The following is a 14301-nucleotide window of genomic DNA, read 5'->3' as shown; positions in this document are numbered from 1 at the left end:
CGCTGAACGGACTGAAAGTACTCTTTCACATTCGCTCTCGGTGACGAATTGTATCTTCGTATCCTGCTACTCGGCTTTTCAACGGTCAGCAGGCAAAGGAATTTTTTATTCAAGGGATTATCAAACATGAGCACCGCCTTTGAAGTCGATCAGAGTATCGCGACTTGTTTTTCAACTCAGGTTCCTCTTGTAGAAGGGACCTATGACTTAACTGCTGATCAAGTCATGATTGATCAAGCTGAACACGAATCAGCAGTTCGTTCTTATCCTCGGCGGCTTCCGATCGCCATTGCACAAGCCTATGGATGTATTGTTGAAGATACACGAGGTCAGTTGTTTCTCGATTGTCTCGCCGGTGCTGGCACACTGGCGCTGGGTTACAATCACCCAGAGATAAACCAAGCTCTCAAAGAACAATTGGACTCTGGCTTACCGTACCAGACTTTGGATATCGCAACGGCAGCAAAAACGCACTTTATCCATACGGTGAAAAATTTTTTACCCCCCGAATTGGGTGACGATTGTGTGATTCAATTTTGCGGCCCGTCAGGTGCTGATGCTGTTGAAGCTGCAATAAAATTGGCGAAGCAAACAACCGGACGCAATACCATGCTGGCGTTTCGTGGGGCTTATCATGGCATGACCAACGGCACGATGGGCATGATGGGGAATCTCGATACTAAAGCGCGTCGAACGGGGCTAATGTCAGATGTTCACTTTATGCCGTTTCCTTATAGTTTGCGTTGCCCCTTTGGTTTAGGCGGTGACGAAGGCGCCAAAGCAAGCATCCGCTATATTGAACGGTTATTGAGTGACGATGAAGCCGGCATTATGAAACCTGCCGCGATGATCGTTGAGCCGGTTCAAGGTGAAGGTGGTGTGATTCCTGCCCCTGCATTTTGGTTGCGTGAACTCCGTCGAATCTGTGATGAGCACGGAATATTACTCATCTTTGACGAGATTCAGTGTGGAGTTGGGAAGTCAGGTTACCATTTTGCATTTGAAGAAGCGGGCATCGTTCCTGATATTTTGTGTTTATCAAAAGCGATTGGTGGTGGTTTGCCCATGTCACTATTGGTGATCAACAAACAGCATGATACTTGGAAACCCGGAGAGCATACTGGGACATTTCGAGGCAATCAGCTGGCTATGGTTTCAGGGGCGAAAGCATTAGAAATTATTCAGCGCGATAACCTAGTCGAGCATGCAAACGTTGCTGGTCAATACTTACGTTTTGGTTTGGAAAGCATACAAAAGCGAGTGAATTGCATTGCTGATGTACGCGGTAAAGGCTTGATGCTGGGTGTTGAAATAAAGAACCCAAATGGTGAAGTCAATAAATTTGATGAGCCTCTTGCCGATGGTCAGCTCACACTTGCTATTCAACGAGCAGCGCTTGAACGTGGTTTAATTGTAGAGAAGGGTGGGCGAGAAGGCGCTGTGATTCGTTTTCTGCCCCCACTGATTATTTCTTTTGAACAAATAGACTTTGCACTTCGAGTCTTTGAGGAAGCAATCCTTGCCGCTGGTGGATCTCATGTTGAAATTTCTCCTCAACAAGAGTGGAAAAAGCACTTTATTCAAACAGGAAAGCTCGGCTGTACTGAATTTGTCTCAGCGATAAATCATACGACGGCAGCCATAAAGTCGGTATTTGAACAAGTCAATACGCCTTATTCAGGTCTGGAGCCCAAGAAACTTGAAACAGCAATCAATGCCGTGGATCTCGATAGTAAATACGCCTCACTTGCTTCAGTGATTGATGAAACGGTTGATCTTGTGGCTGCTAACGCTATTTTTACCCAGCACCCAGATTGTATTGCGCATTTACATACCCCACCTCTGCTTTCTGCCGTTGCAGCAGAAACCATGATTGCTGCTTTAAATCAATCTATGGACTCTTGGGACCAAGCGTCTTCTGCCACTTATGTAGAGCAGAAGGTGATCAATTGGCTATGCGGTAAGTATCGACTTGGTGACCATGCGGATGGCACTTTTACTAGCGGTGGTACTCAAAGTAACCAAATTGGTTTAATGCTCGCGAGAGATTGGATTGCAGAAAAACTCAGCCATCACTCCGTCCCTAAAATCGGCCTGCCAGACTATGCCGATAAACTGAGAATTGTATGTTCGGCAAAGGCGCATTTTACCGTGCAAAAATCGGCGTCATGGATGGGACTTGGTGAACAAGCGGTGATGACGGTGGAAGCCAATGCTGATGGCACGATGGACACTGCTCAATTAGATAACGCTTTGATTCAAGCGAAAGAGCAAGGGTTGATCCCATTTGCGATAGTTGGCACGGCAGGGACGACGGATCATGGTGCCATCGATGATCTCGACTTTATTGCTGATATGGCAACAAAACACGATATGTGGATGCACGTCGATGGTGCTTATGGTGGTGCGTTAATTTTCAGTCGATACAAATCTCGTTTAAAAGGGATTGAACGAGCACATTCGCTCAGTGTCGATTTCCATAAACTTTTCTATCAAACCATCAGTTGCAGTGCTTTATTAGTCAGTCATAAAGCCCACTTTAAATATCTACTTCATCATGCTGATTATCTGAACCGTGAGCATGATGAGCTTCCTAATTTAGTCGATAAATCTATCGCCACAACCAAGCGATTTGATGCGTTAAAAGTCTTCATGACCATGCAAAATGTTGGCCCACAAGTGCTTGGTGATATGTACGATCACTTGCTGGTGCAAACCAAAGAAGTCGCAGAGATGATTCGTGACCATGCAGACTTTGAATTATTGGCAGAACCTTCATTATCAACGGTGTTATTCCGAGCAACACACGGTGATAAAAATCTCGATGAATTAAATAAAACAGTACGGTTGCAAGCCCTGACACGCGGGATCGCAGTACTTGGTGAAACAATTGTTGAAGGTAAAACCACACTTAAATTTACGATTTTGAATCCCTGTTTAACCACAGCGGACTTTGAATCTTTGATCCATAAAATCAATATACTGGCCTTTGAGCTGGTTTAATAAAGGTAACAGAAAACTATGGCAGTTTTACAGATTGGTGCAGGCGGTGTTGGTTGGGTTGTTGCGCATAAAGCGGCACAAAACAATGACGTTCTGGGTGATATTACAATTGCGTCACGCACTATTAGTAAATGTGAAAAAATCATCGAGTCTATCCAGAAAAAAAACAACCTGAAAGATTCAGCTAAAAAGCTAGAAGCACGTGCGGTCAATGCTGACGATGTCGATTCTCTGGTTGCTCTTATTAAAGAAGTGAAACCAGATCTTGTGATCAATGCAGGACCTCCTTGGGTTAATATGCCAATTATGGAAGCATGCTACCAAGCAAAAGTATCGTACTTAGATACGTCTGTTGCTGTAGATCTTTGCTCTGAAGGACAGCAAGTTCCTGAAGCATACGATTGGCAGTGGGGCTACCGTGAAAAATTCAAGGAAGCAGGCATTACTGGTATTTTAGGTGCAGGCTTCGATCCGGGCGTGGTATCGGTATTTGCCGCTTATGCAGTGAAGCATCTTTTTGATGAGATTGACACGATTGATGTTATGGATGTGAATGCTGGTGATCACGGTAAGAAGTTCGCAACGAATTTTGACCCAGAAACAAACATGCTAGAGATCCAAGGTGACTCTTTCTATTGGGAAAACGGTGAATGGAAACAAGTGCCTTGCCACTCACGTATGCTTGAGTTTGATTTCCCAAATTGTGGATCACACAAAGTATACTCAATGGCGCATGATGAAGTTCGCTCAATGAAAGAATTCATACCAGCAAAACGCATTGAATTCTGGATGGGATTCGGTGACCGTTACCTAAACTATTTCAACGTGATGCGTGATATTGGCCTATTGAGCCCTGAGCCATTGACGTTGCACGATGGTACGGTTGTACAACCTTTGCACGTTCTTAAAGCAATGCTGCCTGATCCAACCTCACTGGCTCCAGGTTATACCGGACTTACTTGTATCGGTACTTGGGTCCAAGGTAAGAAAGATGGCAAAGAGCGCAGTGTATTTATCTACAATAATGCAGACCATGAAGTGGCTTATGAAGATGTTGAGCATCAAGCGATCTCTTACACAACCGGTGTCCCGGCCATTACTGCAGCGCTGCAGTTCTTCCGTGGTCAATGGGCTGATAAAGGCGTGTTCAATATGGAACAGTTGGACCCTGATCCGTTCTTAGAAACGATGCCTAGCATTGGTCTAGATTGGCACGTTCAAGAACTAGAGCCAGGCCAGCCAGTGATCCACAAACTGAAATAATGCACTTATTTCCCAGTGCTGTAATGCGACTTGGGAAGGATGAGCCGATGCCTATGCGTCGGCTTTATTCGATTTATCATGCTGAAGAAGTATCGCCTGTATATAGGGTAGTAACATGCAAACCAATCATTTAAAAACCCCATTCTTTATGATCAATGAAGATAAACTCATTGAGAACTTAGAGAAAGCAAAACAACTCAAAGAAATCTCAGGTGTGAAACTGGTCTTGGCACTAAAATGTTTCTCGACTTGGGGAGTATTCGACATCATTAAGCCCTATTTGGATGGCACTACCAGCTCCGGCCCTTTTGAAGTGAAGCTAGGTCACGAGACATTTGGTGGTGAAACGCATGCGTATAGTGTGGGTTATAGTGAAGATGATGTTCGAGAAGTCGCTGATATTTGTGACAAAATGATCTTCAACTCGCAATCACAGTTAGCGGCTTACCGTCATATCGTGGAGGAAAAAGCGTCTATCGGCCTACGTCTGAACCCAGGTGTGAGCTATGCAGGCCAAGATCTTGCGAATCCTGCGCGTCAATTTTCTCGCCTTGGTGTACAAGCGGATCACATCAATCCTGATGTGTTTGAAAGCATTGATGGCGTTATGTTCCATATGAACTGTGAAAACAAAAACGTAGATGCATTTATTGGCTTGCTTGATGCGATTTCTGAACAGTTTGGTGAACATCTTAACAAGCTTGACTGGGTCAGTATGGGAGGAGGGGTTTTCTTCACATGGCCAGGTTACGATATCGAAAAACTTGGATTAGCACTGAAAGCATTCTCTGAAAAACATGGGGTACAAATGTACCTTGAACCTGGAGAGGCGATCATCACTAAAACCACAGATCTTGTGGTGACCGTCGTCGACATTGTGGAGAATGTGAAGAAAACGGCCATCGTTGACTCTGCAACAGAAGCTCATCGTCTGGACACGCTGATTTATAACGAACCGGCTTCCATTCTAGAAGCTTCCGAAAAGGGTGAGCATGAATACGTTATTGGCTCTTGTTCTTGCCTAGCGGGTGACCAATTTTGTGTGACCAATTTCGAACAACCACTGGAAATCGGTCAGCGTCTACATATTCTAGACAGCGCTGGCTATACCATGGTTAAACTAAACTGGTTTAATGGCTTGCGCATGCCATCTGTGTATTGCCAGCGTTCGAATGGTGAAATACAGAAGCTCAATGAATTTGATTATAGTGACTTCAAACGTTCGCTTTCTCAATGGAGCGTGAAATAGGCTCTCCATTTAGGCATCTGCTCCATTATTGGTTGGGCTTGGATGCTTATTAAGTTTAGATGCGAAAAGAGCAGCGTTATGCTGCTCTTTGACGTTATACCCAATTGACTTCACGGTACTTGATTTAGAGTATCTAGAGGTACCTTAGGTATCATTTGGCTACGAGGCCACCATCACTCGTGTATCTTCACTTAAAGATTCAAGTTCGTTGGCGATATCTTCAATATTCAGCTCACTAGGTAATTTGAGAGCCATAGCAGCACTGAATAAGCTAGCACTGACTCCTACACCATTAGCAATAAATACGCGTTGGCAATCCATATCGAGGATAGAGATCGCCTGACTGTCTAGGATACTGGTTACTTCGTTAACAATACCCGCTCTGTCACCCGCATCTAATCTCACTTTAAATACCATATCTTCGCGCTCAATAGGGCTTTGTGATTCAACAAATTTCACGATCAAATCTTGGCAGGCAAAAAAGGCTTCTTTTACAACGGAGACATTTTCTTCAGGTAATTCGATCTTTATGACGCCTGCAACTTGATCATCAATAAAATTTACCTTACTGATTAACCACTTTCCATCGTTATTGTGTGTGATTGCTGCCAAGTGTTTAATGGTTGTGGAGGATGCTTTCCCGAGGAAGTTAACGATAAATACATGCTTCATGATGTCCCTCATAATGAAACGTGGGTATTAGGATCTGCGTTTTTGGTGATGAAATCGTGTTCGAGATAAAGAGCGTTTATATGATGCTCAGCCGCTGTATTGAATACTGCGAGCCTCATTGCTGTTTATTTGAGTACAAACGCGTTGAGTGTAGATGTTGTGCAGAGGATTTGCTGAATGAGGATGTTTTTTTGATTTAAATTGTCGTGGTGATCATGAAAATCGAAAGGGGAGAAAATACAAACATGCTTACAAAGGGTCAAGAACAACCAACAGCAGCGTGTTTGCTGCTGTTGGTAGAAAAATGAAATGATGATGCTTTGAAAGCTAGAAGGAGACTTTCATTTCAAAACCGTAGAACACATTATCGTAGCTAGCACCGGAGTCCAAAGCAAACTTAGCGGCTTGTTGGTTACCAAACCATGGCGAAGAGCTAAACTTAAACTCGGCATCGCCTCCCCAAGCGTTCGATACCCAGTGGTGGATGTGGCCAACAGGGTTGAGGAAAAACAATGAAATATCACCAACTGTTTCTGAACCCATGACTTCACCGCCGTTTGCGATGATTTCCTGTTCACTTGTCAGCATCATTTCACCGACAACTGCGCCAAAGAAAGGAGTGATAAACAAATCTTGCCATGAAGGTACTTCAGCAAATGCTTCTACACCATATTCCCAGAAGAAGCTCGACATGGTTGTAGAGTATAGGAAAGACTCAAACTCATTATAACCAGCATGTCTTGCTGCGGTGTAGTAAACCCCGCCGAAGTATGGGTGCATAATATAATTAAGGAAGTGCTCATCACGATCCCAAACTGGACCGCTGGTGACATTATCTTTCCATTTGCTGCCCAGCTTGCTCATGTCACGGTCTTCAGCATCCCATTTTGTGATACTTTCCGGTAAGAATGTCATTAAACCTACAGTCGCGACACTCAAACCGAGAATGGTATAGGTTTGCCCCATGAGATAATCCCAATCTTTATCCTTTGGAATAATGAGGTGCTTTGGCTCTAAACCCGCATTCAGTGATAGCGACTCATCTTCGACCATACCCATTGCTAAATGACGCTTATGCGGTTCAAAACTATACAAAGTTGTCGTTTCACAGTAACCTGACAAACAGTCTGGCGCATAAGAAAACTCGATGTGATTAATCGCATCTTGCTGGTTAGCATAAGCCGATGTGGCTAGAGTCAGTGTTGCGGCACTTAGAGTTTTCATTAGTCTGGGTAATTTTGACACAGAGGTCTCCGAGTTGGTTCTTTGAAGATCGAGGGGGGATTATCCCTCAAAACAGTGTTCATTAAAATACTTGTTCGACATTTAAATATGACGAATTGACGCTTATTATAGATATATTGAATGCATTAGGTTAGGTAAAATGACTTTTTGGTTATGCATTATGCCTAGTCTTGGGGGCCAATTGTGAAGATAGCAATGCTTAGTACAGGTGAAGAAGTTCTTCACGGTGATATTCTCGATACCAATGCAGCTTGGTTATCCAGTCTGTTTTATCAAAATGGGTTTAGCTTAACGAAACGCTCAACGGTAGGTGATCAGCTGTCGGGTTTGACCGAAGAACTTCTGATGCTGAGCTTCAATAGTGATGTCGTTATTGTGAATGGTGGTCTTGGACCGACCAATGATGATATGAGTAGCGAAGCGGCAGCTCAAGCAGCAGAGTGTGAGCTGGTTCTGTCTGAAACTTGGTTGAATCGTCTAAAAGAGATGTACCAAAAGCGGGGTACAGCCATGCCAGAGAGCAATATTAAGCAAGCTATTTTACCCGAGGTCGCACAAATTATTGATAACCCGATTGGCACAGCCTGTGGTTTTCGGATGATTATCAACGAGGCGATATTCTATTTCACTCCTGGTGTTCCTCGTGAATTTAAACAAATGGTTGAAACACAAATTCTGCCCGATTTGAAAAAAATATTTCCTAATGCAATCGGGCATGCTTGCAGTCGAATATATACCTTTGGCCTCTCGGAATCTTTTATCTCCGATAAACTTGATAAGCTGACGTTACCGCAAGGGTATTTTTTGGGTTATCGTTCTTATTTACCATTTATTGAAGTCAAACTCTTCGGTCCAATTGATCAGTTGGAAACTCGAACGCGCTTGCTGAACTTAGTGCAAAAACACCTTGAGCAAAATACGGTGAGTGTTGATACACCCATGCTCACTCATGTTGGGCAAATGCTACAGGATAAGCACTTAACACTGTCGGTATCAGAGAAAAGCAGTGCTGGGTATTTAACGTATTGGTTAAATAGCGATAGTTTGGTTAGGCAGCAGTTTGGCCATGGTTGGTTGTTATCTGGAGCAAGTCAAACTGTTACTGATGACGGAGATCCACTTGCAGCAACGTTTGCTTTAGCTGGAGCGACGAGAGAAAAATGCGCGACTGATTTGTCCCTTGTCACGGGAAGAATCGAAAATGATGTTTTTTCGGTAGCGCTTGCTTCAGCGGAGGGAGAGTGGGGCGGGCTTTATCGTTTATCCAGAAAATACCAAGAAGAAGACCAAGTTAAAGTCATTAGTACCGTTGCTCTAGATATGTTACGTCGTTTTCTGGAAGGCAAAGCGATTTTTGCACAATATATGTTTATAGAAAAACTTCAAGAAATGCATATTCCCAACAAACTGTTGTGATATTGACCGTTATATATATAAAAAAGCCAAGGCTCAGTTTGCCTTGGCTTTTTTATAGAGTGTGCTGACGTCTAAGCGCGTTTATCTTTTAATGAATAACGTACGTGACTTAGTTTGACATCTGATTTAGCTTTACAAATACACGGCAAAATCTCGTTGGGCGCAGTATAAGCCATCGCAAAATCGACATACTCAACATCCCCTTCTTCTAAAATACAACGGCAGGCTCCACAATGGCCATCACGGCAGTTGTACTCAGGAAGCAGGCCAGCATTTTCCATGGTTTCCAAAATAGTATTTGATGGATTGGACTCAATACTGATGAGGCTGTTGATTTTGATCGATGTCATTATAATTCGAATCCTTCGAAGTCATCTGCACTCACTTCGTTGTCAATTTGACCCACTAAGTAAGAAGAAATTTCTGCTTCTTGAGGGGCAACTTGCACGTTATCTGATGACAACCAAGCATTGATCCATGGAATTGGGTTGCTGGTGGCTTCAGGATAGGCTGCAGGTAGACCAACTGCTTGCATGCGAATATTGGTAATGTACTCGACATATTGACTCAAAATGTCTTTGTTTAGACCAATCATTGAACCGTCTTTGAACAGGTACTCCGCCCATTCTTTCTCTTGTTCAGCAGCTTGTTTGAAAAGGTCGAAACATTCTTGTTTTGCTTCTTCAGCAATTTGCATGAATGAGAAATCATCTTGGCCATTACGCAATATGTTAATCATATTCTGGGTACCGCTTAGATGAAGGGCTTCATCACGGGCGATTAGCTTGATGATTTTTGCATTACCTTCCATGAGCTCACGTTCAGCAAATGCAAATGAACACGCGAAGCTAACATAGAAACGAATGGCTTCTAATGCATTTACTGACATTAGACAAATGTACAGTTTCTTCTTCAAATCATACAGGCTGATTTTTACTGTTTCACCATTGATGACGTGCTCACCTTCTCCGTAACGATGGTAATCATTCGTTGCTTGGATTAAGTCGTCGTAATAATGAGCAATATCTTTAGCGCGTTTCAGTATGTGGTCGTTTTCTACGATATCATCGAAGACGACACTAGGATCGTTGACGATATTACGAATAATATGCGTGTATGAACGAGAGTGGATCGTCTCAGAAAAAGACCAAGTTTCAATCCAAGTTTCAAGCTCTGGAAGCGAAACCAATGGCAGTAGAGCGACGTTTGGGCTTCGACCTTGAATCGAATCAAGCAGAGTTTGATACTTCAAGTTAGAAATAAAAATGTGCTTCTCATGCTCAGGCAACTTGTTGTAATCAATGCGATCACTGGATACGTCAACCTCTTCTGGACGCCAGAAGAAAGAAAGCTGCTTTTCAATGAGCTTTTCAAAGATTTCAAACTTTTGTTGGTCGTAACGAGCAACATTGACAGATTGGCCTAGGAACATAGGCTCTTTGAGTTGGTCGTTTTTATTCTGATTAAAAGTACTGTAAGCCATAATGCCTCAATTCCTTTTAGACCTCCCCAAGATGAGGAGGTATTCAATAATTTTTACTACTTAAATTGTCAATGATAGTGGCTTAGATTTTACAGCCGCCACCTTCACAATCTTCATCTTGCGGTTGAACTGCATCTTTTTGATCGTCTTTCGCGCCATCACGTGTGTTGTGGTAGTACAACGTTTTAACACCATACTTATACGCAGTGAGAAGATCTTGGAGCAGTTTCTTCATTGGTACCTTGCCACTTTCATAACCAGACGGGTCATAGTTAGTATTCGCTGAGATTGCTTGGTCAACGAATTTCTGCATGATCCCAACTAGGTGCAGATAGCCGTCGTTTGAACCAATGTCCCAAAGTAGTTCATAGTTGTCTTTGAGCTCAGAGAATTCAGGAACCACTTGCTTTAGGATGCCGTCTTTCGATGCTTTAACCGACACATAACCACGAGGTGGTTCAATACCGTTCGTTGCATTAGAAATCTGAGACGAAGTTTCTGAAGGCATCAAAGCGGTCAGTGTTGAGTTACGTAGACCGTGTTCCATAATGTCTTTGCGAAGACCTTCCCAATCATAGTGCAGAGCTTCTTCACAAATCTTATCGACATCTGCTTTGTAAGTGTCGATAGGAAGCAAGCCTTTCGCGTAATTTGTTTCGTGGAACAGCGGACAAGCACCTTGCTCTTTTGCTAATGCCACAGAAGCTTTGAGTAGGTAATACTGAATGGCTTCAAAGGTACGGTGAGTTAGACCATTTGCGCTGCCATCAGAATATTTAACACCATTTTTAGCCAAGTAGTAAGCAAAGTTAATCACACCGACGCCTAGAGTTCGGCGGTTCATGGTTGACTTGTAAGCGGCTGGTAATGGGTAGTCTTGATAATCTAATAGGGCATCAAGAGCACGAACAACCAACTCCGATAATTCTTCGAAATCGTCCAATGATTTAATGGCACCAAGGTTAAAGGCAGACAGTGTACAAAGTGCGATTTCACCTGAATCGTCTTCAACGTTCTTTAATGGCTTGGTTGGTAGAGCAATTTCAAGACATAGGTTTGATTGACGTACTGGCGCCACTTCCGAATCGAATGGGCTGTGTGTATTACAGTGGTCCACATTTTGAATATAGATTCGGCCTGTTGATGCACGCTCTTGCATTAGCAGAGTGAACATTTCAATGGCTTTAACCGACTCTTTCTTGATTGAAGGGTCGTTTTCGTATTGTACGTAAAGGCGTTCAAACTCTTGCTGATTCTCGAAAAAGGCATCATACAGGCCTGGTACATCTGATGGAGAAAACAGGCTGATATTGCCGCCTTCGACTAGGCGCTGATACATTAATTTGTTCAGTTGAACACCGTAATCCATATGACGAACACGGTTTTCTTCTACACCACGGTTATTTTTTAGTACCAGTAACGAACGCGCTTCACCGTGCCAAAGAGGGTAAAAAACAGTTGCTGCACCGCCGCGAACGCCACCTTGAGAACAGCACTTAACCGCAGTTTGAAAGTACTTGTAAAAAGGAATACACCCAGTGTGGAAAGCTTCACCACCGCGAATTTCTGAGCCCAAAGCACGGATACGACCTGCATTAATACCAATACCCGCACGCTGAGAAACATAGCGTACGATTGAACTTGCTGTGGCATTGATAGAATCAAGGCTATCTCCACATTCAATTAGGACACACGAGCTAAATTGACGCGTAGGCGTACGAACACCAGACATAATCGGTGTTGGCAAAGAAATCTTGAACGTCGAAGTCGCGTCGTAGAAGCGCTTAATATAATCAAGACGATTCTCTTTTGGGTATTTAGCGAATAAACAAGCCGCGACAAGTATGTATAGGAACTGAGCACTCTCATATATCTCACCGGATACACGATTCTGCACAAAGTACTTACCTTCTAACTGCTTGATTGCAGCGTAAGAGAAGTTGAGATCTCGTTTGTGGTCAAGGTACGCATCAAGTTCATCGAGCTCTTGTTTGGAGTAATCTTCGAGGATGTGCTTGTCGTACTTACCTAAATCAATCAAGCGTGAAACATGATCATAAAGAGCTGGCGGCTCGTACTGGCCGTAAGCTTTTTTACGAAGATGGAAAACCGCTAAGCGAGCAGATAAGTATTGATAGTCCGGAGTCTCTTCAGAAATCAGGTCAGCGGCAGACTTGATGATAGTCTCATGAATGTCTGAAGTGGTAATGCCATCGTAAAACTGGATATGAGCACGCAACTCAACTTGCGACACAGACACATTATGTAGACCTTCGGCTGCCCAAGTGATAACTCGATGAATTTTCTCAAGATCGATATTCTCTTTGCGGCCATCACGCTTAGTAACGGTAAGTTGTTGGTTCATTATGCTTTATTTCCCTAAGAAAACTGATAAAAGCCGTGTTTTTACTTGTTTTTGTTCAATACTTATGAAATTTATGACGACTAAATAATCAAAAGCTGCCTATAAATTGTAGTTTAAACACAACATATAGGGGTTAATTTGTTCTCGACTTACAAGATAGTGCTGTTCGTCATTTTTTTCAAGGAACAGTCTTGGGATGACTTGTGGATAACTATTCAAATAAAAAAAAACAGTAAGTGGATACTAACCGATGAGAAAAGGGCTGACTTGATTAGGGAAAAGGGCAATTTGAAGATTGGTTTAGAAATAACCGCATGTAAAAATATTTTCCTTGATCTTTATAGATTTTTGTTCGCTAAAAACAGATTGGTCAAAAATACATCTAGGTGTTTGATTTTTATTAATAACAGTCGTGAAAATAGTCTGATATGCATGTGATCTCATTCGCAAAAAACACGTAAAATTGTGTGGTTTTCCTCTACACGTTTTTTCATAATTCCCCTGTTTATAGCAGCTAGAATATGAGCGAATGATGACAGATGAATTGAATAAAAGTGAAAGCGTAGAATTCAGTTGGAAAGAGGGTTTGTACACAGAGTAGCGGTGACGGAAATAATGCTGTTCTTCTAGGCTCGTCATTTAAGCGCTCGTTAGGGAGCGCTAGTCTCTACCTTGTTTAGTCGATGCTTTAGTACTTAATCGTATGTACGATGTAATTAACGTCGACGTTATTGCCTAATCTGTAGCTATCGGTGATGGGGTTGTAGAGCAAGCCCGTGATGCCCATTTCGGTGAGGTCGGTATGATCAATCATTTTCATCATCTCAGCAGGTTTAATGAATTTATCGTGATCATGAGTGCCTTCAGGAACAATTTTTAACAACTTCTCTGCCCCTACAATGGCGAAAAGGTAAGATTTGACATTCCGGTTTAGCGTTGAGAAAAAGACATGGCCGCCTGGTTTAACTAAGGCTGAACATGACTGGATAACTGAGAGTGGGTCTGGAACATGCTCAAGCATTTCCATACAGGTGACCACATCGTAGGTGCCAGCATGGGTCGCTGCATGCTCTTCTATGGTGCTCTGAATGTAGTTAAGCTCGGTTCCGGTCTCCAAAGCATGTAGGCGAGCGACTTCTAAGGGCTCTTTGCCCATATCTAATCCGGTTACATCGGCACCTTGTTGTGCCATGCTTTCTGCTAAAATTCCGCCTCCACAACCGACATCAAGAACCTTCTTACCAAATAACCCTACGGATTTGTCCAAAACGTAATTTAGACGCAATGGGTTTATTTGGTGAAGTGGCTTGAACTCACCTTCTAAATCCCACCAACGAGAAGCCATGTCTTCGAATTTCTTTATTTCGTTAGGGTCAACATTTTGTTTATTGGTCATATTGATATCGCTGCACAAATCGTCTTTCAAAGCTCGTGATTATACTCTAACCGGAGAGTACGTTAAAACGGATTCTTTGGTTGTAGAGGAAAAGTCGATGAGTTTGTAGCACAAAGAGTCTGAACTTTGGTTCTCAAAATGAATTGGTACATCAGGAACATTGGAGCATGAGAAGAGAGGCATTTTCTTGCTTTCAGGTGCAAAAAGTA

Annotated in this window: 10 protein-coding genes; 4 read left to right on the top strand and 6 right to left on the bottom strand. The window is 42.9% G+C overall.

Annotated elements, in window-relative coordinates; translation table 11 throughout:
* The first annotated feature begins 126 nt into the window (after positions 1–126).
* The 3 genes from BS333_RS08270 to nspC all read left to right on the top strand — a co-directional run bounded on the left by BS333_RS08270 (position 127) and on the right by nspC (position 5515).
* Entirely contained in the window at positions 127–3003 is a 2877-nt protein-coding gene (locus BS333_RS08270) for a pyridoxal phosphate-dependent class III aminotransferase (protein WP_021709101.1), read from the top strand.
* 18 nt (positions 3004–3021) lie between these two features.
* Positions 3022–4266, top strand: coding sequence for a carboxynorspermidine synthase (locus BS333_RS08265; RefSeq protein ID WP_021709100.1), 1245 nt, complete (start codon positions 3022–3024; stop codon positions 4264–4266).
* A gap of 115 nt (positions 4267–4381) precedes the next feature.
* The gene (nspC, locus tag BS333_RS08260; RefSeq protein ID WP_021709099.1) at positions 4382–5515 is read left to right on the top strand and encodes a carboxynorspermidine decarboxylase; all 1134 of its coding nucleotides are present in this window, start codon (positions 4382–4384) and stop codon (positions 5513–5515) included.
* Between the two features lie 159 nt (positions 5516–5674).
* Here nspC and BS333_RS08255 read toward each other — a convergent pair whose 3' ends face one another.
* Positions 5675–6187 carry a glycine cleavage system transcriptional repressor gene (locus BS333_RS08255; protein ID WP_021709098.1) on the bottom strand — a complete coding sequence of 171 codons (513 nt, stop codon included), beginning with the start codon at positions 6185–6187 and terminating at the stop codon, positions 5675–5677.
* Positions 6188–6514: 327 nt separating this feature from the next.
* Positions 6515–7411 carry a DUF3943 domain-containing protein gene (locus tag BS333_RS08250; protein ID WP_033003541.1) on the bottom strand — a complete coding sequence of 299 codons (897 nt, stop codon included), beginning with the start codon at positions 7409–7411 and terminating at the stop codon, positions 6515–6517.
* 204 nt (positions 7412–7615) lie between these two features.
* Here BS333_RS08250 and BS333_RS08245 point away from each other — a divergent pair, with 204 nt between their 5' ends.
* Positions 7616–8848, top strand: a complete 1233-nt coding sequence (locus BS333_RS08245) for a CinA family nicotinamide mononucleotide deamidase-related protein (protein ID WP_033003539.1) — start codon at positions 7616–7618, stop codon at positions 8846–8848.
* A 71-nt stretch (positions 8849–8919) separates the two neighbouring features.
* Here the strand turns inward: BS333_RS08245 and BS333_RS08240 are convergent, their stop codons facing one another.
* The 4 genes from BS333_RS08240 to ubiG form a co-directional block, all read right to left on the bottom strand.
* Positions 8920–9198, bottom strand: coding sequence for a 2Fe-2S iron-sulfur cluster-binding protein (locus BS333_RS08240; protein ID WP_021709095.1), 279 nt, complete (start codon positions 9196–9198; stop codon positions 8920–8922).
* Positions 9198–10331: a class Ia ribonucleoside-diphosphate reductase subunit beta gene (gene nrdB / locus BS333_RS08235; protein ID WP_021709094.1), complete on the bottom strand. Its 1134-nt coding sequence runs from the start codon at positions 10329–10331 to the stop codon at positions 9198–9200. Before nrdB ends, BS333_RS08240 begins: the two co-directional genes overlap by 1 nt.
* Positions 10332–10413: 82 nt before the next feature.
* Positions 10414–12696 (bottom strand): class 1a ribonucleoside-diphosphate reductase subunit alpha, encoded by a 2283-nt coding sequence (gene nrdA, locus BS333_RS08230; protein ID WP_021709093.1) that lies wholly within the window; start codon positions 12694–12696, stop codon positions 10414–10416.
* Positions 12697–13384: 688 nt separating this feature from the next.
* Positions 13385–14092, bottom strand: a complete 708-nt coding sequence (gene ubiG / locus BS333_RS08220; protein WP_021709092.1) for a bifunctional 2-polyprenyl-6-hydroxyphenol methylase/3-demethylubiquinol 3-O-methyltransferase UbiG — start codon at positions 14090–14092, stop codon at positions 13385–13387.
* Between the last annotated feature and the right edge of the window lie 209 nt (positions 14093–14301).

Origin of the sequence: Vibrio azureus, assembly GCF_002849855.1 — a bacterium.
GTDB classification, from domain to species: Bacteria; Pseudomonadota; Gammaproteobacteria; order Enterobacterales; family Vibrionaceae; genus Vibrio; species Vibrio azureus.
This window is presented reverse-complemented; position numbering and strand designations above follow the sequence as displayed.

Coding starts and splice junctions, on each gene's coding strand:
- ubiG (WP_021709092.1), bottom strand. CDS start 14,092: ATGACCAATAAACAAAATGTTGACCCTAACGAAATAAAGAAATTCGAA.
- nrdA (WP_021709093.1), bottom strand. CDS start 12,696: ATGAACCAACAACTTACCGTTACTAAGCGTGATGGCCGCAAAGAGAAT.
- BS333_RS08255 (WP_021709098.1), bottom strand. CDS start 6,187: ATGAAGCATGTATTTATCGTTAACTTCCTCGGGAAAGCATCCTCCACA.
- nspC (WP_021709099.1), top strand. CDS start 4,382: ATGCAAACCAATCATTTAAAAACCCCATTCTTTATGATCAATGAAGAT.
- BS333_RS08270 (WP_021709101.1), top strand. CDS start 127: ATGAGCACCGCCTTTGAAGTCGATCAGAGTATCGCGACTTGTTTTTCA.
- nrdB (WP_021709094.1), bottom strand. CDS start 10,331: ATGGCTTACAGTACTTTTAATCAGAATAAAAACGACCAACTCAAAGAG.
- BS333_RS08250 (WP_033003541.1), bottom strand. CDS start 7,411: ATGAAAACTCTAAGTGCCGCAACACTGACTCTAGCCACATCGGCTTAT.
- BS333_RS08240 (WP_021709095.1), bottom strand. CDS start 9,198: ATGACATCGATCAAAATCAACAGCCTCATCAGTATTGAGTCCAATCCA.
- BS333_RS08265 (WP_021709100.1), top strand. CDS start 3,022: ATGGCAGTTTTACAGATTGGTGCAGGCGGTGTTGGTTGGGTTGTTGCG.